The organism is Stenotrophomonas sp. 109824_Sma (genome assembly GCF_056480025.1).
The window spans coordinates 2,254,346-2,272,331 of record NZ_CM151078.1 but is presented as its reverse complement, the minus strand read 5'-3'; the positions used below and the strand labels follow the sequence as shown (position 1 = coordinate 2,272,331).

At 67.0% G+C, this 17,986-nt stretch carries 18 protein-coding genes; 13 read left to right on the top strand and 5 right to left on the bottom strand.

All coding sequences use genetic code 11. The features are described from left to right. Nucleotides 1–56: 56 nt before the first annotated feature. From ACZK1G_RS10760 to ACZK1G_RS10745, 4 genes are all read left to right on the top strand, one after another. Nucleotides 57–1,247 (top strand): methyl-accepting chemotaxis protein, encoded by a 1,191-nt coding sequence (locus ACZK1G_RS10760; protein WP_049445390.1) that lies wholly within the window; start codon nt 57–59, stop codon nt 1,245–1,247. A gap of 98 nt (nt 1,248–1,345) precedes the next feature. Further along, entirely contained in the window at nt 1,346–1,561 is a 216-nt protein-coding gene (locus ACZK1G_RS10755) for a hypothetical protein (protein WP_014037139.1), read from the top strand. A 97-nt stretch (nt 1,562–1,658) separates the two neighbouring features. Further along, complete coding sequence (locus ACZK1G_RS10750) at nt 1,659–2,006, top strand: hypothetical protein (RefSeq protein ID WP_101765423.1); 348 nt, start codon at nt 1,659–1,661, stop codon at nt 2,004–2,006. Nucleotides 2,007–2,143: 137 nt separating this feature from the next. Beyond that, complete coding sequence (locus ACZK1G_RS10745; protein WP_101765422.1) at nt 2,144–2,650, top strand: hypothetical protein; 507 nt, start codon at nt 2,144–2,146, stop codon at nt 2,648–2,650. A 109-nt stretch (nt 2,651–2,759) separates the two neighbouring features. On the opposite strand, the gene ACZK1G_RS10740 is transcribed toward ACZK1G_RS10745, so the two are convergent. Further along, a complete protein-coding gene (locus ACZK1G_RS10740) occupies nt 2,760–5,519 on the bottom strand; it encodes a bifunctional diguanylate cyclase/phosphodiesterase (RefSeq protein WP_101765421.1) in 2,760 nt (919 codons plus the stop codon). A 130-nt stretch (nt 5,520–5,649) separates the two neighbouring features. On the opposite strand from ACZK1G_RS10740, the gene ACZK1G_RS10735 reads away from it, so the two are divergent. Together ACZK1G_RS10735 and ACZK1G_RS10730 are read left to right on the top strand one after the other, a co-directional pair. Continuing rightward, complete coding sequence (locus tag ACZK1G_RS10735; RefSeq protein WP_101765420.1) at nt 5,650–7,752, top strand: sensor histidine kinase; 2,103 nt, start codon at nt 5,650–5,652, stop codon at nt 7,750–7,752. Nucleotides 7,753–7,756: 4 nt separating this feature from the next. Then, nucleotides 7,757–9,529 (top strand): EAL domain-containing protein, encoded by a 1,773-nt coding sequence (locus tag ACZK1G_RS10730; protein ID WP_101765419.1) that lies wholly within the window; start codon nt 7,757–7,759, stop codon nt 9,527–9,529. Between the two features lie 94 nt (nt 9,530–9,623). Here the strand turns inward: ACZK1G_RS10730 and ACZK1G_RS10725 are convergent, their stop codons facing one another. The 4 genes from ACZK1G_RS10725 to flgA all read right to left on the bottom strand — a co-directional run bounded on the left by ACZK1G_RS10725 (nt 9,624) and on the right by flgA (nt 12,308). Further along, a complete protein-coding gene (locus ACZK1G_RS10725) occupies nt 9,624–10,844 on the bottom strand; it encodes an ATP-binding protein (protein ID WP_014037133.1) in 1,221 nt (406 codons plus the stop codon). A 91-nt stretch (nt 10,845–10,935) separates the two neighbouring features. Continuing rightward, on the bottom strand, nt 10,936–11,274 hold the full coding sequence (locus tag ACZK1G_RS10720; RefSeq protein WP_014037132.1) for a FlgN family protein: 339 nt from the start codon (nt 11,272–11,274) through the stop codon (nt 10,936–10,938). Continuing rightward, the gene (flgM, locus tag ACZK1G_RS10715; protein WP_005409579.1) at nt 11,271–11,576 is read right to left on the bottom strand and encodes a flagellar biosynthesis anti-sigma factor FlgM; all 306 of its coding nucleotides are present in this window, start codon (nt 11,574–11,576) and stop codon (nt 11,271–11,273) included. Before flgM ends, ACZK1G_RS10720 begins: the two co-directional genes overlap by 4 nt. Nucleotides 11,577–11,651: 75 nt before the next feature. Beyond that, nucleotides 11,652–12,308 (bottom strand): flagellar basal body P-ring formation chaperone FlgA, encoded by a 657-nt coding sequence (gene flgA / locus ACZK1G_RS10710; RefSeq protein WP_049442728.1) that lies wholly within the window; start codon nt 12,306–12,308, stop codon nt 11,652–11,654. Nucleotides 12,309–12,449: 141 nt separating this feature from the next. On the opposite strand from flgA, the gene ACZK1G_RS10705 reads away from it, so the two are divergent. The 7 genes from ACZK1G_RS10705 to flgG all read left to right on the top strand — a co-directional run bounded on the left by ACZK1G_RS10705 (nt 12,450) and on the right by flgG (nt 17,984). Further along, nucleotides 12,450–13,394, top strand: a complete 945-nt coding sequence (locus ACZK1G_RS10705) for a chemotaxis protein (protein WP_014037130.1) — start codon at nt 12,450–12,452, stop codon at nt 13,392–13,394. Nucleotides 13,395–13,543: 149 nt separating this feature from the next. Next, nucleotides 13,544–13,939, top strand: coding sequence for a flagellar basal body rod protein FlgB (gene flgB, locus ACZK1G_RS10700; RefSeq protein ID WP_005409576.1), 396 nt, complete (start codon nt 13,544–13,546; stop codon nt 13,937–13,939). 3 nt (nt 13,940–13,942) lie between these two features. After that, nucleotides 13,943–14,350, top strand: a complete 408-nt coding sequence (flgC, locus tag ACZK1G_RS10695; RefSeq protein ID WP_049442729.1) for a flagellar basal body rod protein FlgC — start codon at nt 13,943–13,945, stop codon at nt 14,348–14,350. A 23-nt stretch (nt 14,351–14,373) separates the two neighbouring features. Then, a complete protein-coding gene (locus tag ACZK1G_RS10690) occupies nt 14,374–15,057 on the top strand; it encodes a flagellar hook assembly protein FlgD (protein ID WP_014037129.1) in 684 nt (227 codons plus the stop codon). 32 nt (nt 15,058–15,089) lie between these two features. Further along, a complete protein-coding gene (gene flgE / locus ACZK1G_RS10685) occupies nt 15,090–16,313 on the top strand; it encodes a flagellar hook protein FlgE (RefSeq protein WP_478448360.1) in 1,224 nt (407 codons plus the stop codon). 32 nt (nt 16,314–16,345) lie between these two features. Next, a complete protein-coding gene (locus tag ACZK1G_RS10680; RefSeq protein ID WP_101765417.1) occupies nt 16,346–17,095 on the top strand; it encodes a flagellar basal body rod protein FlgF in 750 nt (249 codons plus the stop codon). Nucleotides 17,096–17,198: 103 nt separating this feature from the next. Continuing rightward, a complete protein-coding gene (gene flgG / locus ACZK1G_RS10675; protein ID WP_101765416.1) occupies nt 17,199–17,984 on the top strand; it encodes a flagellar basal-body rod protein FlgG in 786 nt (261 codons plus the stop codon). Nucleotides 17,985–17,986: the final 2 nt, after the last annotated feature.

Below are 17,986 nucleotides of genomic sequence, written 5' to 3'. Positions count from 1 at the left end.
TTAAAGAGAAAGGGGGTACGGCCGATACATCCTCCGTGCACCTCCCGAGAACGTCCATGTACTCACGCATTTTCATCCGTCTGGCCGCCCCCCTGGCTCTGACCCTGCTGCTCCCCTTCGCCATCGGTTTCGAATGGCCGGCCGCCCTGCGCTGGGCGATCCTGACCACGATGACGCTGAGCTGGCTCGGCTTTGCGTGGTGGACCACCCGCGCCCAGGCGCATCGCTCCCCGGAACATGCCCGTGTCCTGCGTGAGCAGGACCAGCTGCTGACCGAGCTGCGCAGCTTCGTCGGCAACGAAATCGACGGCTCGCGCGGCGAAGTGGAACGCGCCCGTGACCTGATCCGCCAGGCCGTGTCCAGCCTGGGCGGCAGCTTCGATGCGATGAACCGCAAGTCGCGCCAGCAGAGCCAGGCCCTGTCGCGCATCGTCGACCGCGCCGGTGATGAAGGCAATGCCGGCCTCGACGTTGCCCGTTTCGCCCAGCACGCCAGCCACCGCATGGAACAGCTGGTGGAAGCGCTGGAACAGGTGAGCGGCCAGAGCAGCACCACCGTGCAGCACATCGACCAGATGGCGCAGCACCTGGATGGCATCTTCGCGCTGCTGGAAGACGTCAAGTCGATTGCCGACCAGACCAACCTGCTGGCCCTGAACGCTGCCATTGAAGCTGCGCGTGCCGGTGAAGCCGGTCGTGGCTTCGCGGTTGTCGCCGACGAAGTGCGCAACCTGTCCGAGCGCTCGACCACCTTCAACGAGCAGATCCGCAAGCTGGCGCACAGCTCCAAGGACGCCATCGCCAAGGTGCGCGAGACGGTCTCGCACATGGCCTCGCGTGACATGGACCGCTCCCGCGAAGCGCGCCAGGAAGCAGCGGCAATGCTCGACAACGTCGCGCAGATCAATGCCTCGCTGGGCGACGGCATGCGCGAAGTCTCCGAGTGCGCCCGTTCGATCGACGGCAGCGTGGCCGAAGCCGTGCGCGCCCTGCAGTTCGAAGACATTGCCACCCAGGCGCTGGGCGGCGTGCACACCCACCTGGACCGCCTGACTGCGATCAACCGCGAAGCGGTGGCCCTGCAGGAACTGCTGCACCGCAATGGCGGCGTGTTCGACGAAGAGATCGCCACCGCCCTGCAGCGCACCGGCAGCCGCCTGCGCGAACTGCGCAGTGAGTGGGAGCGCCCGCCGCACAAGCCGGTCGCCCAGCAGACCATGGGCGCTGGCACGGTCGAGCTGTTCTGATCCTGATGTCCGCTGCCGTTGCCGGCAGCCCGCAAGGCCCCGGTTCGTCCGGGGCCTTTGCCTGTAGCCTGCCGTTGGATGCATCCTGTACGCGCACCATGACCCTGATCCGTGCCCTGCCCTCCCTCGCCGACACCGACCGCCCGCGCAACGCGAGCGTGCGTGAGCAGCTGCAGCAGCTGGAAGAGGTGGCACGCGAGGAGATCCGTGAGCTGCAGCAGCTGGCGGATGCGCGGCCTGGCCCGTCGCGGGCGGATGAGGCGCTGCTGGGACTGGCGTGGGACCTGGGGTTGGATGGGGAAGCGCTGAAGTAGATCCACGCCACGCGTGGATGGCGTTCACCGCCACCCGTTCCACACCCATGGCATGATCCACCCACGCCCCCTACGGCTGGACACGGAGTGTCGTCGCATGAGCACCACGTTCATGACCTGGCTGGGATTTGCTGCGATGGTGCTCATCGCGGTCACCTTCACCTGGCGTCCCGCCTACGCCACCTTGCGGCCGCCCCGGCATCGACCTGTCGCGTTCCTGTTCGGCAGCCTGTTCTTCATGCTGATGGCCTTTCTGTGCGCCTGGATGGCGGCAAGTGCGATCAATACCGGGCATGTCCATCTAAGCCACCACCGCGCCGGCACCATTGATGCATGGCGGGAGATCGAACCGGTGACGTATTGGCTGATCATCGTGGCAGCGTACGTGTTCGGGCTGCTGATCGCCAGCTATTCCATTGCAGGCATTGCGTTGATGAACCGGTAGATCCACGCCATGCGTGGATGGCTTTCATCCGCCGGTGTGACGTCTGGCCCTCGCCGCAACATCCGCGCATGGCGTGGATCTACCGGGGTGGCGAAATCGTTGTGGCATGATGCCCCGGTCCCGCTCATGGAAGACCGATGGCCATCGCCCTGATCGCAGTGCTGCTGATCGAGACCGTCCTTCTGATGGCTTGGGTGGCCGGCTATTTCAGCTGGGGCATCACCCTGTTCAATGAGCGCATCTCGGCGTCACCGGCCATGCAGGCCCGGCTCTCGCTGGGCAGCCTGGAACGTGACCTGCCGCAGGACAAATGGCTGCACCTGGCCTTCCATGCGCTCCCCGACGGCAGCATGGCATTCCGCGAGAGCTTCGCGCCGAGCTTCGGCCTGCGCTACTTCCCGGTGATGCGCGGTCGCATCGTACTCAACGCGCGACGGCACGAGGTGCGGGTGATCGGCCTGTGCAGCTGGTTCGTGGCGATCCTGTCACTGCTGCTGTTGCCGCTGGTAGCGATGCGCCCGATGGTGGCGCCCATGCTGCTGGTGCTGCCGCTGTTCCTGGCCAGCTATCTGGTCCAGAAGCGACGCTACGCGGCCATCGTCGAGGCGCTGCGCATGCAGTTGAAGGCGGAGTTTCCGAAGTAGATCCACGCCATGCGTGGATGATCGCGAGCGCGGGCATCCGTGCCGACCAACGGTCGGCACCCACCAAAATCGGCACCCACCAGAGCCGGGCTACACCAGCGTCCGGCTGTCAGCGCACCAGTACGGCTTCGCTGCTGGCGTCGGTGCGCACCGGTGCCGGGTGCTGCTGCCGCAGCCATTGCGCCAGGTCACGCGGGCTGAGCGGGCGTGAATACAGGTAGCCCTGGATCTCGTCACAACCCTGCCGGCGCAGCATGTCTTCTTCCTGGTGCGTTTCCACACCCTCGGCCACCACCTTCATGCCCAGCGCGTGGCCCAGGTGCACGATGGCCTGGGTGACTTCGGCCGTGCCTGAGTCATGCAGCATGCCCTGCACGAAACTGCGGTCGATCTTCAGGCGCCCCACCGGGAATCGATTGAGGTAATTGAGGTTCGAGAAGCCGGTACCGAAGTCGTCCACCGCCAGCGGCACGCCGTGCCGTTCCAGCACATCGAAGCAATGGCGCAGGATGTCGGTGTCACGGATCAATGCCGACTCGGTCAGCTCCAGCTCCAACCGCTGCGGCGGCCAGCCATGGGCATGGCAGATCTCGATCACGCGTTCGGCGAAGCCACGATCACGCAGCTGCACCGCCGATACATTGACGGCGATGCGGTCGAAGCGCAGTCCAGCGCGGTCCCACGCGGTCGCCTGGCGGCAGGCTTCATTCAGCACCCAGTCGCCGATGCGCACGATCTCACCGCACTTCTCGGCAATCGGTATGAACTCGGCCGGGCTGCAGTAGCCGATGCCGGGCCGGTGCCAGCGCAGCAGGGCTTCGATCGCCGGCGGTTCGCCCTGGTGCGCGTGCAGCAGCGGCTGGTAGGCCAGGCTGAACTCTTCACGCTCGATCGCGCCATGCAGCGCGTGCTCCAGCTCCAGCTTGCGCTGGATGCGGGCCAATGCGTCCTGGCTGTAGTACTGGTAGGTGTTGCGTCCTGCTTCCTTGGCCGCGTACATGGCGGCGTCGGCGGCACGCAGCAGTGAATCGAAGTCGGTCTGGGCATCGCCCAGCATCGCGATGCCGACACTGGCGCCGACCTTCAACGTGGTCTCGCCACGGCGCAGCGGCTCGGCCAGCGAGGCAATCAGCTTGCGGGCGACATGCCCAGCGTCTTCCGGCTCGGCCAGGTCGCGCAGCACCACGATGAACTCGTCGCCACTGAAGCGGCCGAACAGGTCGTTGTTGCGCAGGTTCTGGTGCAGGCGGGTAGCGGCGGCCTTCAGCAGCGCATCGCCGGTGGCGTGACCGAAGCTGTCGTTGATGGTCTTGAAGCCGTCCAGGTCGATGAACAGCATCGCCAGCGAGGTACCACGGTCGCGCGCTTCCTCGATGGCTTCGGCGGTCTGTTCGCCGAGCAGCACACGATTGGGCAGGCCGGTCAGCAGGTCGTAGTGGGCCAGCAGCTCGATGCGCTCGTTGGCCTCGCGCTCGCGGGTGATGTCACGGAACAGCACCACGAAGCGCGGCGGCAGGCCATCACGACGATCCAGCTCGATCAGCACCTGCACCCAGACACGCAGGCCGGACTGGCGGTAGAAGCACAGGTCCAGCTGCTCGGGCAGGCCGCCGCCGGCGATGCGGACCAGCGCCGCCTCGAACGCATCGCGCGAGTCTTCGGTATACAGCGCCATCGCCTGATCGAGGGTGATCGGCTCCTTGCGCAGGCCATGGATGCGATAGCACTCCTCGGTCCACTGCATGTGCCGGGTCTGTACCTCGATCTCGCAGCCGCCGATGCGGCCCAGCGCGGAAACTCGGTTGAGCAGCTCGGTGCGCCAGCGGATCAACGCGTCGGTCTGGTGCTGCTCGGTGATGTTCTGCACCTGGCCGAGCAGGCGTTTGGGCTGCCCGTCCATGTCCAGCAGCGGCTGCATCCACAGGCGCAGATGCTGCGAAGGTTCATGGCCGCGGGTCAGCTCCAGCTCGAGATTGGCGGCCCGGCCGTCACGCCACAGGCGCCGCCATGCCGCGCGCAGCACTCCTCGGGAACGCGGGTGCAGCTGCTTCAGCCAGCGTCGCTGGCCGGGCACGGCGCCCTGCTCCAGCGCCAGCAGCGAGCGCAGCTCCGGCGACCACCAGAAGTGGCCGCTGTTGGGGTCGAACGACCAGCTGCCCATGCTGGCGATGCGCTGGGCCTCGCTCAGGTGCAGCTGCTGTTCCTGCAGCAGCGATTCGAGCTGCTTCTGCTGCTCGATATCGGTATGTGTACCGACCATGCGCAATGGCTGGCCATCGGCGGTGCGCGCAACCACACGGCCGCGATCCAACACCCAACGCCACTGCCCGTCGGCCTGGCGGAAGCGGAACTGCGCACTGTACTGCTCGCTGCGCCCACGCAGGTGCTCGTCCAGCGCGGCACGCACCTGGGCGATGTCCTCGCTGTGCACCCGCGACAGCATTTCGGTGGCGGTCTCGTCGCCCAGCGCCGGCGTGCGCGCCACGCGGTCACTGGGGATGTCCCAGTCCCACAGGCTGTGGCCGGCGCTGTCCAGTGCCAGTTCCCAGCGCCCACCACCGTCGACCGGCACCGGCTCGGGAATGCTCAGGGTGAACGCCAGCAGATTGCCGGCGCCGTCGTGCACGGCGCGCAGGTGACCGTCGTAGTGTCCACGCGGGCCACCCGGCAGCGTGCAGGCCACGATGCCGCCATCGGCCGCCATCAGGCGCAGATCTTCCAGCATCGGCGCATAGGCAGCCACGGTGGCTGGCAGGCCATGCTCGCGCGCAGCCGGGTTGGCCGCCAGTGGGCGCCCGGTACGGTCGACGATGACCAGCGCCGACGCAAGCGGGTGCTGCAGCAGGCTGGCGATGATCCCTTGGTCCACGCGATCTTGCTCCGGATGACACGCCCGTCAGCGGGGCACGCAGTGGTTAACGGCGCCTGCGGCGGATAATTGAGTGGTCACGGCACGCTGCGGGGTAAGATGACCGACGCCCCTTTCACCCGCCCCGTCCATGCCCGCAGAACCGACCGGCAATGCCCCAGTTCCCGACCCGCGGATGGCGCAGGCGCTGAGCCGCGACCGGCGCCGGGTGGTGCTGAGCTACCTGGCAATGGCGCTGGCCTGGATGATCTCCACCGACAGCGTGGTGCAGGCGCTGGTGCCGGACCCGCAGCAGGCGGCCCTGTGGCAGGGCCTGAAGGGTTCGTTCTTCGCACTGGCCAGCGCGGGCCTGCTGTACCTGCTGCTGCGTCCGCTGGCCGAACACGTGCTGCATACCCATGCACGCCAGCAGGCCTCCGAGCTGCGCCTGCGGCAGATGTTCGAGGGTAACCCCGGCCCGATCCTGGTCTACGACCTGGACACGCTGGCGATCCTCGATGCCAACCCTGCCGCCTGCAGTGCCTTCGGCTGGGACCGCGACGAGCTGCTGGAACAGACCATCGACGCCCTGTGGCCGCCTGGCCAGGACCAGGCGCTGCAGACCAAGCTGGAAGCGATCCGTGAGGCGCCGGAAGAGCTGTGCATCCTGCGCGCCCAGTTGCAGCTGCGCGATGGCTCGCTGCGGCAGATGGAACTGCGCTCCAACGCGATCAGCTACGACGGCCACAACGCCCGCCTGCTGATCGCCATCGACCGCACCGCCGAGGACCTGGCCCAGCTGCGCCGCGACCAGGCGCTGGCCCGGGTGGAGGAAGCCCATGAGCTGGCCCGCATCGGCGCCTGGGAGCTGGACCCGTCCACCGGGCTGGGCCGCTACTCCAACCAGGTCTATCGCCTGCTCGGCCGCCGCCCGCCCGAGGCCCGCCGTTGGCACCGCTTCGACGAGCTGCTGGTGCCGGCCGACCCGGCCACGGCCACCCAGACCGAACAGCTGCTGGCCGAACTGTGCTGCGGCGAGCCGGTACAGGTGGACGTGCTGCTACCGCTGCTGTCGATGGACGGCCGGGCATTGATGGTGCACCTGCGGGCGGCCAGCGGTATCGACGAAGCCGGCCGCAACCGTGTGCTGGGCACGCTGCAGGACGTGACCGAGCGCGAGCAGTCGCGGCGCCTGCTGCGCGAGCGCGAGGAACAGTTCCGCGAGCTGGTGCGGGTACTGCCCGACGGTGTGGTGATCCTCTCCGACGAGCATGTGCTGTACGCCAACGCCTGGGCCGCCGGCCTGTTCGGCTACGGCAGCCACACCCTGCTGGGTGAGCCGCTGTCGGCCCTGGTCGCTGCCGCCGACCTGCCGCGGGTGCGCAGCCAGCTGCGTGCCGGCCAACCCCACCTGGGGCCCGGCCACAGCAGCGTGGTGGCCATGCAGCGTGGCGACGGCCGCAGCTTCCATGCCGGCCTGGCGGTGGGCGAAGTGCGCTACGGCGGCCGCGACTGCAAGCTGCTGATCGTGCGCGACCTGAGCGATTCCGAACGCACCCGCAGCGCGCTGGAAACCAGCAACCGCGAACTGCAGGCGATGGCCGGGCGGCTGTTCTCGCTGCAGGAGGACGAGCGTCGTGCGATCTCGCGCGACCTGCACGATGACATCGGCCAGGCCATCACCGCGATCAAGCTGTCGGCGCATGCGGCGCAGGATGAGGACGATCCGAAGCGCCGTGGCGAGGATCTGGCGCAGATCGTCAGCCTGGCCGACACCACCGTGGCCAAACTGCGCGACATCTCCACCCTGCTGCGCCCGCCGCAGCTGGATGCACTGGGCCTGGAGGCAGCGCTGAGCTGGCAGGCGCGTGTGCTGTTCCGCTCTTCGCCGGTGGAGCTGCTGGCCGAGATCGAGCCGTTGCCACATCGCCCCGACAACAGCATCGAACAAGCCTGCTTCCGCATCGCGCAGGAAAGCCTGACCAATGCGCTGCGCCATGCACGCGCCAGCCAGGTACTGCTGCAACTGCGCGACGTCGGCCAGCGCGGCCTGCACCTGCGGATCCGCGATGATGGCGAGGGCTTCGATCCGGACGGCCCGCGCGGCCTGGGCCTGATCGTGATGCGCGAGCGCGCACAGAGCGTCGGTGGCCACGTGCGGATCGAATCCGCGCATGGCGAAGGCACCCTGATCGACGTCCACCTCCCCTACCAGGCGGCCAGCATGGCTGCCGTCGATTCACCGGAATACTGAGCCTATGTGGAATCCCAACCTGCCCCCGGTCAGCATCGATGATGCCCCCGACCGCCTTGGCGCCGGCAACCCCGAGCTGCAGGCGATGGTTGCCGAGGCGGCCTCCGGCGGCATCTCACTGATGCTGATGCACGTGGACATCGACCACTTCGCATCGGTCAACGAGAACATGAGTGCCGAAGTGGGCGACCAGGCGCTGGTACTGGTGGCGCAGCGCCTGCAGTCCTACCTGCGCGGGCGCGGCAAGCTGTGGCGGCATGGCAGCGACGAATTCCTGATCGCGGTGCCGCGCACTGCGGATCTGCCGCTGCCGGAAGATTTCGCCGAAGAGATCCGCCAGCAGATGGAGCTGCCGTTGTCAGTGCTGCCGTACACGCTGTTCATGACCGGCAAGCTGGGCGTAAGCCTGTGCCCGGAGCATGCCAGCAGCACGTCGCGCCTGCTCGACCATGCCGAGGATGCGCTGTACCAGGCCGCCCGCGAAGGCGGCAATGCCGTGCGCATCCATGCGGTGGACACCCCGCCGAGCGCACACAGCGAGAGCATCATCGCGCGCCAGATTGTTGATGCCATTCCCAATGGCGAGCTGAAACTGCGCTACCAGCCGCTGGTGAGCGCCCGCGACGGCCACGTGGTGGGCATGGAAGCGCTGCTGCGCTGGCAGTCGCCGACCCTGGGCATGCTGGTTCCGGAGCGCTTCATGCGCACCGCCGAGCGGCTGGGCATCATCGTGCAGATCGGCACCTGGGTGCTGGAAGGCGCGTTGAAGCAGGCGCGGTTGTGGCGCGACCAGGGCTTCGATGACTTCACCATCGCGGTGAACGTATCCACCCTGCAGCTGCTGCGGCCGAACTTCTTCGCCGAGGTGATGTCCCTGCTGCAGGCGGCGGGCGTACCTGCGCAGATGCTGACGCTGGAAATCAACGAGAGTGCGTTGACCAACAACGTCAATTTCGTCCATGAAACGCTGGCCAACCTGCGCAACGAAGGCATCAGCCTGAGCCTGGACAACTTCGGCACCGGCGACTCCAGCCTCAGCGCGCTGGTGCGCTACCCGGTGGACAAGCTGAAGATCGACCGCAGCTTCATCAAGAGCGCGCCGGCCGGCAACCGCGAGGCGGCCATCGCCCGCGCGATCATCGCCATGGGCCACCAGCTGGGCATGACCGTGATCGCCAACGGCGTGGAATCGCAGGCCCAGCTGGGTTTCCTGCGCCGCAACGACTGCGATGTGTTCCAGGGCTACCTGTTCGGCGAACCGATGTCGGCCGATGCCGCCGGCATGACCCTGCGCCGCCGCTACCTGCGTCCGGAGGCCTTCGCCGAGACGCGCCCGGACCGTACGCTGCTGCTGCTGGACGATGAGGAAAACGTGCTGCGCTCGCTGGTGCGCCTGTTCCGCCGCGACGGCTACCGGATCCTGGCGGCCGGCAACGTACGCGATGCGTTCGACCTGCTGGCGATCAACGACGTGCAGGTGATCCTGTCCGACCAGCGAATGAGCGACATGAGCGGTACCGAGTTCCTGGGCCGGGTGAAGATGCTGTACCCGGACACGATCCGCCTGGTGCTGTCGGGCTATACCGATCTGAACACGGTGACCGACGCGATCAACCGCGGCGCGATCTACCGCTTCCTGACCAAGCCGTGGAACGACGACGAGCTGCGCAAGCACATCCACCAGGCGTTCCGCACCTACGAGGAACAGCGCCGCAGCAATGCCGGGCCGGCGCCGGTGGAAACCGCGGATGGTGGCGAGGATCGGCCGCTGCGGTGATGATCCCCTCCGGTAGAGCCGGCCGCTGGCCGGCTGCTCTGGGGTGTCGGGTTGGATGAGGTTGCCGGCCAGCGGCCGGCACTACCAGGTGCGGTCAGCGCGGCTGCTTCACCGGCAGCACCACGCGGAAGCGCGAGCCCACGCCCGGGGTGCTGTCCAGGTCGATGCGGCCGTGGTGCTTGTTGATGATGCTGTAGGAGATCGACAGGCCCAGGCCGGTGCCGCTGCCCACCGGCTTGGTGGTGAAGAACGGGTCGAAGATGCGCTGGCGCAGTTCCGGCGAGATGCCGCCGCCGGTGTCTTCGAATTCAACCCACACGTGATCGCCATCGACGCCGGTGCGCACGGTGATCGTGCCGCGCTCGGCGATGGCATGGCCGGCGTTGAGCAGCAGATTCATGTAGACCTGGTTCAACTCCGACGGCAGGCACTCCACCAGCGGCAACTGGCCAAACTCGCGCACCAGGGTGACCTTGTACTTGAGCTCGTTCCAGATGATGTTGATGGTCGATTCCAGGCCCGCGTGCAGGTCGACCAGCTTCCACGATTCGTCGCGGCCGGAATACGAGAAGTCCTTCAGGTCACGCACGATGCGGGTGACACGCTCGATGCCTTCGCGCGATTCCGCCATCAGCTGCGGCAGGTCGCGGCTGATGAAATCGATGTCCAGGCGGTCACGGATGTCGTCGATTTCCGGAATCAATGCCTTCGGGTCCGGCGCGCGCAGGGCGCGCTCGTAGGCTTCGATCACGGTGAACAGGCTGCGCAGGTACTCCTGCAGGCTGCCCAGGTTGGAGTGCACGTAACCGATCGGGTTGTTGATCTCGTGCGCGACGCCGGCGGCCAGCTGGCCGATCGAGGCCATTTTCTCGGACTGCAGCAGCTTTTCCTGGGTGCCATTGAGGCGCAGGTAGGCCTGGCGCAATTCGGCGTGGCGCTGCTGCAGTTCGCGCTCGTAGTCTTCCTGCCCTTCGATGTGGCGGAACAGCGCAAGGAAATGCCCTTCGCCGACCGGACCATGGTGGTACAGGTGGGCGATGACCACGCCCTCGCCCAGCGGCAGGCTGCCATTCCAGTGGCCGTGCTGGCGGGCCTGTTCCAGTGCATCGGGGGGCAGCAGTTCGCGCAGCCGCTGCGGCGGCGGCAATCCGCCGTCCTCGCCACTGGCCAGCAGGTTCTGTGCGGCCGGATTGGCCAGGGCCACCTGCCCGTCATCGGTGAACAGCAGCAGGCCTTCGCGCAGGCGCTCAAGCAGGGCCTGCAGCACCGGCTGCGGCGGAAGGGGGGCGGTAACCAGGGCGTTGGCAGCGGACACGGCGACTCGGGGCGTTCGAACAGGCGCCCAATATACGCGGTCATGCAGCGGGCTTCAGCCCGCCGGGAGGTGTTGTGCGACCGCCGTCGCGTCAGGCGACGGCGAGTGGCCGGCCGATGCTGACCGTGTGCGACTGGCCCTTGGCATCGTAGGCCGAGGCGTCTTCGGTGCGGCCGAGCTGGCGCAGCGCCCAGTTCACCTCGCGGCGGCGGCGCGACAGCAGCACGCCGTTGGCGCGGTTGCGCTCGGCCAGTTCCTGCAGCTGTTCGCCCTCACCCACCGGTGGCGCGCCTTCCAGCGCACGCAGCGCTTCCAGCTTGGCGCCAGTGGCCCGGATCAGGGCGTGCACGTCGTGCTCGACCAGGGCCTGGCGCTCAACGTCCAGGGCCTGGGCGAGACGCTGCAGCGGCTCGCTCATCGCCGCAGTCATCCGTGCAGCTGCTGGTCCAGATCGAGCATGCGCGATGCGATCGCGTCCGGATTGATCTTGTAGGTGCCGTTCTGCAGCGACTCGCGCACGGCCGCCACGCGCTGGGCGTCGATCGCCGGGGCGGTGGTCAGCTCACGCTCGATGGCCTGCAGATTGGTGGCCTCGCCGGTCAGGCGCAGGCTGTCGGCCGCCTCGACCGGGCGCGCCGCCGCATCGGTGCTGACGCCGGGCTTGTTGGCCGGGGTCGTCACGCTGCGCAGTGCCTGGGGGACCTGCAGGTTGCCGTCGATTTTCTGGCTCATGGGGTATCCTGGAGTTGCCGTTCACAAGGGATAACGGCCGCAGGGCCGTGATCTTTAGGGATATTTTGCGGTAATTCAACGCGCCACGATTACGTCACCTGCGGCATCGACCGTGCCCTGCACGATCCGCCGCGAGGACAGGTTCTCGACCGAAACCCGTTCGTTCTCACCCGCATCACCCATCGCACGGCCGGCAATGCGGACCTCGACCGAGCCGCGGCGCGACACCAGGGCCACATTGTCTCCTCGCTTGATGAGACGCTGGACCACCAGATCGTTGTTCGACAGCAGGGCTCCGGCCTGCAACGGACGGCGGGCGATGCGGCCGATCGCTGCATTGGGATCGGACAGCACCGCGCCGGCAATCCGGGCAGCGTCACGCTGGGCAGTGGTGATATCGGCGGCAGTGAGGGTTTCTCCAGTGCCGATTCCGCGGTTGAGCACCAGCACGGTCTGGTTGCGCCGCACCTTCACCGGCACGAACAGGCGCCAGCCGCCCGCATCGGGACAGCTGACCTCCACCGTGGTGTTGGCGGTGGGCTGCACCTGCAACGCGCCGCCGCATTTCGGCAGGCGCAGCGCATCGGCCACCTGCGCCTCGCCTTCACTGCCGGCCGGCAGTGTCGACAGCGCCGCGGTGCGGATGCTGGCCACCGGCTGCCAGTCCGCAGCGGTCGCCCACGGCGCGGCCACGGCGAGCGCGATGGCGAATAGGGATGTGACCCGGCGCATGGCGCCTCCTGTCGAAAGGATCTGGCCCAGGTGCGTGCAAGGGGTGTGCCAGATCGACGGGGCCGCCTTTTGTAGAGTCGAGCATGGCTCGACGCTGCAAAAGCGCTCAAGTTCCGTACCCACCACGCCGATACAGCAGCCATGTCCCATGACCTGCTCAACCGGATCGACCAGCGGACCCGACTGGCCGGCCACAACCGCCTGGCGCTGCTGCTGTTCCGTCTCGGCGGACGTCAGCTTTTTGGCGTCAACGTCTTCAAGGTGCAGGAAGTCCTGCGGCGCCCGGAGCTGTTCCAGGTACCCGGCCTGCCCAGCCAGTTTTCCGGCGTGGCCGACGTGCGTGGCCGCTCGGTACCAGTGCTGGACCTCGGCCTGGCGATCGGCCACCCCGAGCGCGAGCCCGATGCGGATACCTCGCCGGGCTACCTGGTCGTCACCGAATTCAACCGCTCGATCCAGGGCTTCCTGGTCAGCGGCGTCGAACGCATCGTCAACATCGCGGTGGAAGACATCCACCCGCCGCCGGAACTGGGCGCCGAGTCGAGCTACCTGACCGCGGTGACCCGCTTCCAGGGTGAGCTGATCCAGGTGATCGACGTTGAGAGCGTGCTGGCCGATATCGCCCAGGTGCGCGGTGAAGCGGTACTCGACCCGGCGATGGCCATGCCCGCCGACGGCCCGCAGCTGCAGGTGCTGGTGGTGGACGACTCGCGCGTGGCCCGCCAGCAGATCCGCAGCGTGCTGGACCAGCTGGGCGTGGGTGCCACCCTGCTTTCCGACGGCAAGCAGGCCCTGGACCACCTGCTGCAGGTCCACGCCTCGGGCGAAAACCCGGCCGAGCGCTATGCCATGGTCATCTCGGACATCGAGATGCCGGCCATGGATGGCTACACGCTGACGACGGAAATCCGGCGCCACCCCGGCCTGGCAGGCCTGTACGTGCTGCTGCACACCTCGCTGTCGGGTGTCTTCAACAACGCCATGGTCGAGCGCGTGGGTGCCAACGCCTTCGTCGCCAAGTACTCGCCGCACGAGCTGGCCGATTTCGTGCTGGACCGCCTGCGCAAGGTCGCGCTGGCGGCGTAAGGCCCGCCGAGGGGTCGGATCCCGGAACGGGCTCCGACCCCGCATCGCAACGCGTCAACCACGGGGTCAGAGCCCCTGCGGGGATCTGACCCCACGCCTTTGGCACACCCCTTGCAGCTTCCCGGGCAACGTTCCCGTGGGAGTGCACCGTGCGCAACCTGATTACCGACTACCTGGGCGTCCACGCCCAGGCCATGCCGTTGCGCGAACAGCGGATGAAGCTGATCGCCAGCAACCTCGGCAATGCCGACACTCCCGGCTACAAGGCCCAGGACCTGGACTTCGATGCCGCCCTGCGCCACGCCCAGGGGCAGGATGCCAATGGCCTGATGGCCACCACCCATGAGCAGCACTACGAAATCAGTAGTGGCCTGAACCCGTTCCAGATCGCGCGCGAAGGCGTGCAGCCCAGCCTGGACGGCAACACCGTCGACCCCGATGCCGAGCGTGCCGCCTATGGCCGCGCCGCACTGGAATACCGCGCCTCGCTCAGCTTCGTCGAGAGCAAGGTGCGTTCCATGCTGACCGCGATCACGGGGCAGTAAGCCATGAGCAACCTGCCGATCTTCGATATCGCCGGCTCCGCGCTACAGGCGCAGTCGGTGCGCATGAGCACCATCGCCTCCAACCTCTCCAACGCCGACACCGTCGCCGGTTCCGCCGACGCCGTGTACAAGCCGCTGGAACCGATCTTCCAGGCGGTCACCAGCAAGAGCGATCCGAACATCACCTCGGTGAAGGTGAAGGAGATCACCCAGAGCGAGGCCGCGCCGATCAAGCGCTACGAGCCGGGCCACCCGCTGGCCGACGCCGATGGCTACATCTACCAGCCCGACGTCGATCCGGTGGCGCAGATGGTCAACCTGATCTCGACCTCGCGCAATTACCAGGCCGGCGTGGAGATGTTGACTACCGCCAAGGAACTGGCCCTGGCCACCCTGACCATGGGCCGCTGAGGCCCGCAGCACCGGATACCGCCATGACCACCGCCGTCAACAACCAGACCAGCCAGGACGTCTATTCCGCGCTGGGCCTGAACGCCCCCAACAGCAACGCCACGAAAAAGAAGAACACGCTCGACCAGGCCGACTTCCTGCGCCTGATGACCGAGCAGCTGCAGCACCAGGATCCGCTGAAGCCGATGGACAACACGCAGATGGTCGCGCAGATGGCGCAGATGTCCACCGTGCAGGGCATCACCGATCTGAACAAGACGGTGAAGGGCTTCCAGGAATCGATGGCCAGCGACCAGGTGCTGCGTGGCGCGGCGCTGGTTGGCCACCAGGTGCTGGTGCCGTCGGAAAAGCTGGTACTGGAGAAGGAAGGCAATGTCGAAGGCACGGTGGCCGCACCGTCGGCCGGCATCATCACCGTGGATATCACCGATGCCAACGGCGCCAAGGTCACCTCGCTGAGCGTGGAAGCCAAGGCCGCCGGCGAAACCGCCTTCCAGTGGGACGGCAAGGATGCCAATGGCAAGCGCATGGAGCCGGGCAAGTACTCCGTCGTCGCCAACCATGTCGACACCGCCGGCAAGAGCACCAAGCTGTCCACCTACGTACAGGCGCCGGTGGAGAGCGTGACCGTCGGTTCCGACGGCCTGTACCTGAACCTCAAGGGCCTGGGCACGGCCCCGATCGACTACGTGCTCCGCGTCAGCTGAGCCGCACATTCCGCATCAACCAGGAGCATCCCATGGGCTTCAATGTCTCGCTGTCCGGCATCAATGCCGCCAACACCGACCTGAGTGTCACCGCCAACAACGTCGCCAACGTCAACACCACCGGCTTCAAGCAGTCGCGCGCGGAGTTCGCCGACCTGTTCGCTTCGACCAGCTACGGCCTGTCGAAGAACCAGACCGGCTCGGGCGTGCGCGTTTCCAACGTCGCCCAGCAGTTCATCCAGGGCAACAACGAGCAGACCGGGCGCAGCCTGGACATGGCCATTTCCGGTGAAGGCTTCTTCACCATGAACATGAATGGTTCGCGCGTGTACTCGCGTGCCGGCAACTTCCAGACCGACTCGGCCGGTTACGTGGTCAATCCGCAGGGTGCACGCCTGCAGGTGTTCGCACCGAATGCCGATGGCACCAACTTCGATGCCGGCCGCCTGGTCGACCTGCAGCTGCTGACCACCGACAGCCCGCCGAAGCAGACCAGCGAAGTGAAGGTTGGCTTCACCCTGCCGGCCAACGCCAAGCAGCCGACGGTGGCGACCTTCGACCCGGCCGATTCGAACAGCTACAACCACTCCAGCGGTGGCATCACCGTGTACGACTCACTGGGCGTGAGCCACATCCAGGTCTCGTACTTCGTGAAGGGCGCCAACCCCAACGAATGGACCGTGCGCAACTATGTCGATGGCCAGCCGGCCGGTGCACCGACCCCGGTCACCTTCGACAACAGCGGCAAGCTGGTCGCACCGGCCAACGGCAAGGTCAGCCTCGGCACCTTCACCCCGACCACCGGTGCCGGCCAGTTGAACATGACGCTGGATATCAGCGGCTCGAACCAGTACGGCGAGAAGTTCGCGCTGCGCAACACCCAGCAGGACGGCTATGCCGCCGGCAAGCTCAACGAAGTGACCGTGTCCGAATCCGGCGTGGTCTACGCGCGCTATTCCAACGGCGACGACAAGCCGCTGGGCCAGGTCGCACTGACCACCTTCAACAACACGCAGGGCCTGGAATCGAAGGGCAACAACCTGTGGGTGGAGACCTTCGAATCGGGCACGCCGCGCACCGGCATGCCGGACACCTCCAACCTCGGCAAGATCCAGGCCGGCTCGCTGGAAGCGTCCACCGTCGATCTCACCGAGCAGCTGGTCAACATGATCACCGCGCAGCGCAACTTCCAGGCCAACGCGCAGATGATCACCACGCAGGACCAGATCACCCAGACCGTCATCAACATCCGTTGATGAGCTGCTGACCCTGTCACGGAACTCCCCGCATGGATAAAGCCCTTTACGTGGCGATGACCGGTGCCCGCGCCTCCCTGCAGGCGCAGGGAACGCTCAGCCACAACCTCGCCAACTCGGACACCCCTGGCTTCAAGGAAGCGCTGGCCAACACCGAAGCCTTCCCGATCAAGGGCCCGGGCTTTGCCTCGCGGGTGGATGCGCTGCACGTCGACGCCGGCTTCAACCGCCGGCCCGGCGCGCAGCACATCACCGGCAAGCCGCTGGATCTGGCGCTGCAGAGCGGCACCTGGCTGGCGGTGCAGTCCAGCGATGGCAGCGAAGCGTACACGCGCGGCGCGGCCTTGTCGGTGACCCCGAACGGCCAGCTGGTGACCTCCGGCGGCCGCCCGGTACTGGATGACAACAACAACCCGATCGCCATCCCGCCGTACCAGGCGATGGAGATCGGCGGCGACGGCACGATCTCGATCATCCCGCAGGGTGAAGGCCCGCAGACGATGGCGCAGATCGGCCGGATCAAGGTGGTGCAGGCGCCGGACGAGCGCCTCGAGCGTGGCCTGGATGGCCTGTTCCGCAACACCGACCCGCGCCAGCCGTTCGCCCCGGCGCAGGGCACCGCCGTGCACAGCGGCCAGCTGGAAGGCAGCAACGTCGACGCCGCCGGCGCACTGGTGCAGATGATCCAGCTGCAGCGCCAGTACGAAATGCAGGTGCAGGTGATCAAGCACGGCGACGACAACGCGCGCAGTGCCAACAGCCTGCTGCGCCTGGGCAGCTGACGGAATTCCGGCGCCGCCCGGGCGCGGCGCTGGCACACCGCTTGCACACCCGTTACCAAGGGCCGCATCGCGCGGCCGGCTTCACCCAGACAGGACACCGAAGATGAACCAGGCATTGTGGATCGCGAAAACCGGACTGGATGCGCAGCAGATGCGCATGTCGGTGGTTTCCAACAACCTCGCCAACACCAACACCACCGGCTTCAAGCAGGACCGTGCCAGCTTCGAGGACCTGCTGTACCAGCAGGTACGCCAGCCCGGCGGCTCTTCGTCGGCGCAGACCCAGCTGCCGACCGGCCTGCAGCTGGGTACCGGTGTGCGCGTGGTCGCCACCGCCAAGAATTTCGAACAGGGTAGCCAGCAGCAGACCGGCCGCGCGCTGGACGTGATGGTCAACGGCCGCGGCTTCTTCGAAGTGCAGATGCCCGATGGCAGCTCGGCCTATACCCGAGATGGCTCGTTCAAGATCAACCAGGACAGCGAGCTGGTCACCAACAGCGGCTACCCGGTGCAGCCGGGCATCCAGATTCCCGAGGGCGCGCAGTCGGTGACCATCGGCAGCGACGGCACCATCAGCGTGAAGATGGCTGACAACGCCGCCTCGGTGGAAGTGGGCGCGCTGACCCTGACCGACTTCGTCAATCCGGCCGGCCTGCAGGCACGCGGCGAGAACCTGTTCCTGGAAACCACGGCATCGGGCCCGGCACAGAACGGCAACCCCGGCCTGAACGGCCTCGGCACCGTGGTGCAGGGCGCGCTGGAAGGCAGCAACGTCAATGTGGTCGAAGAGCTGGTGTCGATGATCGAAACACAGCGCGCCTACGAAATGAATGCCAAGGCGATCTCCACCACCGACTCCATGCTCGGCTACCTCAACAACAAGATCTGACC

Bases quoted from the DNA above. Each gene is read 5' to 3' on its own strand.
- ACZK1G_RS10745 (WP_101765422.1), top strand. From the start codon at position 2,144: ATGGCCATCGCCCTGATCGCAGTGCTGCTGATCGAGACCGTCCTTCTG.
- ACZK1G_RS10760 (WP_049445390.1), top strand. From the start codon at position 57: ATGTACTCACGCATTTTCATCCGTCTGGCCGCCCCCCTGGCTCTGACC.
- ACZK1G_RS10750 (WP_101765423.1), top strand. From the start codon at position 1,659: ATGAGCACCACGTTCATGACCTGGCTGGGATTTGCTGCGATGGTGCTC.
- ACZK1G_RS10680 (WP_101765417.1), top strand. From the start codon at position 16,346: ATGGATAAAGCCCTTTACGTGGCGATGACCGGTGCCCGCGCCTCCCTG.
- ACZK1G_RS10735 (WP_101765420.1), top strand. From the start codon at position 5,650: ATGCCCGCAGAACCGACCGGCAATGCCCCAGTTCCCGACCCGCGGATG.
- flgA (WP_049442728.1), bottom strand. From the start codon at position 12,308: ATGCGCCGGGTCACATCCCTATTCGCCATCGCGCTCGCCGTGGCCGCG.
- ACZK1G_RS10705 (WP_014037130.1), top strand. From the start codon at position 12,450: ATGTCCCATGACCTGCTCAACCGGATCGACCAGCGGACCCGACTGGCC.
- ACZK1G_RS10755 (WP_014037139.1), top strand. From the start codon at position 1,346: ATGACCCTGATCCGTGCCCTGCCCTCCCTCGCCGACACCGACCGCCCG.
- ACZK1G_RS10720 (WP_014037132.1), bottom strand. From the start codon at position 11,274: ATGACTGCGGCGATGAGCGAGCCGCTGCAGCGTCTCGCCCAGGCCCTG.
- flgC (WP_049442729.1), top strand. From the start codon at position 13,943: ATGAGCAACCTGCCGATCTTCGATATCGCCGGCTCCGCGCTACAGGCG.
- ACZK1G_RS10690 (WP_014037129.1), top strand. From the start codon at position 14,374: ATGACCACCGCCGTCAACAACCAGACCAGCCAGGACGTCTATTCCGCG.
- flgG (WP_101765416.1), top strand. From the start codon at position 17,199: ATGAACCAGGCATTGTGGATCGCGAAAACCGGACTGGATGCGCAGCAG.
- ACZK1G_RS10730 (WP_101765419.1), top strand. From the start codon at position 7,757: ATGTGGAATCCCAACCTGCCCCCGGTCAGCATCGATGATGCCCCCGAC.
- flgE (WP_478448360.1), top strand. From the start codon at position 15,090: ATGGGCTTCAATGTCTCGCTGTCCGGCATCAATGCCGCCAACACCGAC.
- flgM (WP_005409579.1), bottom strand. From the start codon at position 11,576: ATGAGCCAGAAAATCGACGGCAACCTGCAGGTCCCCCAGGCACTGCGC.